This window comes from Nocardioides sp. GY 10113, from assembly GCF_004919105.1.
Taxonomy (GTDB): Bacteria; Actinomycetota; Actinomycetes; order Propionibacteriales; family Nocardioidaceae; genus Nocardioides.
Genome location: NZ_STGK01000035.1, coordinates 1 through 1,729, shown reverse-complemented (window position 1 = coordinate 1,729; position 1,729 = coordinate 1). Strand labels below are relative to the sequence as shown.

General features: G+C 72.6%; 1 protein-coding gene. It reads left to right on the top strand.

Annotation, left to right across the window (positions count from 1 at the left end; all coding sequences use genetic code 11):
- Window positions 1–1,272: hypothetical protein (locus E8D34_RS20985; RefSeq protein ID WP_168929548.1), on the top strand; the 1,272-nt coding region annotated here is incomplete at its 5' end.
- Window positions 1,273–1,729: the final 457 nt, after the last annotated feature.

Genomic DNA, 1,729 nt, shown 5'->3' with positions numbered 1-1,729 from the left:
TGGATCGACTCCTACCCGTTCGTCCGGCTGCACCAGCCGTCGGGCTGGTACGGCGTCGGCTCGACCGTGCTCGGCGACGACCGGATCGCGACGGACGGCCCGGAGGCCGGGCACTACACCCGGGTCAGCGGCGTCGAGATCCAGGCCTACTTCGAGGCGCTGATGCGGGACCGGTTCCTGCCCTCGGGGCAGGTCCGGTTCCAGCCGAAGACCGAGTACCTGGGCGAGGCCACCGACCAGCCGGGGGAGCACCGGGTCCGGTCCCTGTTCGGCGGCGAGGAGACCAACGTGGTGGTGCGCGAGCGGCTGGTCGACGCGACCTGGACCGCCTCGCGGGTGCCGCAGACCTACCCGCCACCGTTCGCGGTCGCCGACGGCGTACGGGTGGTGACCCCGACGGAGCTGACCCGGCTCGGCGCCGTCGACCGGGTGGTGGTCGTCGGCACCGGCAAGACCGCGTTCGACACCGGGGTGTGGCTGCTGGAGCAGGGCTGCCCGCCCGCGTCGATCACCTGGATCCGGACCCGGGACGCGTGGCTCAACAACGTGCACTTCATGCAGCCCGGCACCCTCGCGGACCTGACCGTCGAGGGAACCGTCGGCTTCCTGGAGGCGCTCGCGACGCGCGACACCCTCGACGAGGTGCTCGCCGAGGTGGAGCGTCGCGAGGTGATCCTCCGCATCGACCCCGACGTGTGGCCGACGGTCTTCCGCGGGCCCACGATCAGCACCTACGAGGTCGACCAGCTGCGCCGGATCACCGACGTCGTACGACGGGGAAGAGTGCTGCGGATCGAGCCGGACCGGATCGTTCTCGAGCACGGCGAGGTGCCGACGACGCCGGACACGGTCCACGTCCACTGCGCCGCGCCGGGCCTGCCGGAGCGCCCTCCGGTGCCCGTCTTCGCGGACGGTCGGATCACCGTGCAGTACCTGACCCGGGCCAGCATGCCGCTCAGCAGCGCCGCGATCGCACGCACCGAGGCCCTCGACCTCGACGACGAGGAGCGCAACCGACTCTGCCCCACGAACTTCATGGACCAGACCCCGCTCGGCTACCTCCAGATGCTGCTGCGCGGGCTGGCCACCGAGGTCACCTGGCGCGGCCACCCCGACCTCAAGGACTGGTTCACCACCACCCGGGTCAACGCGACGCGGTCACGGCCCGGCGAGGACCGCGACCCCGCCCGGCAGGCGCTCTACGGTCGGCTGCTCGAGGCGATCGGGCCGGCGTACGCGACGTTGGAGCGGCTCAGCCTGGCGGGTCCGTGAGGCTCCGCTCGACCTCCCGCTCGACCTCCCGCTCCTCTCCCGCTCCTCTCCCGCTCCTCTCCCGCTCCTCTCCAAGCGTCGCGCGGCGTTCGGCGCTTGGCTGGTGGAGCCGCCACAGGAGCGGCGACTCGAGCAAGGAGACGACCATGTCCGTGGAGAAGAGCGGCACGGCCCGACCGACCTGCTCCCGCCGATCGGGAGTGCGGGTGGGGGCACCGGCGGCCGAGCGTAGCGAGCACACCGTCGGGGTCGTCAGGACGCCCGCGGCACATCACCTCGCGGGTCTAGCCTGGCCCGAGGCCCACTCCCGTCCGCGCCGTCGCCCCACCCGCGCGGCCACACCCGGAGGTGAGCGGCGATGAGGCGCCTGGAGACCGACTACCTGGTCGTCGGAGCCGGCATGGCCGGGATGGGGTTCGTCGACGAGCTCCTCGAGGTGTCCGACGCGGACGTGCTG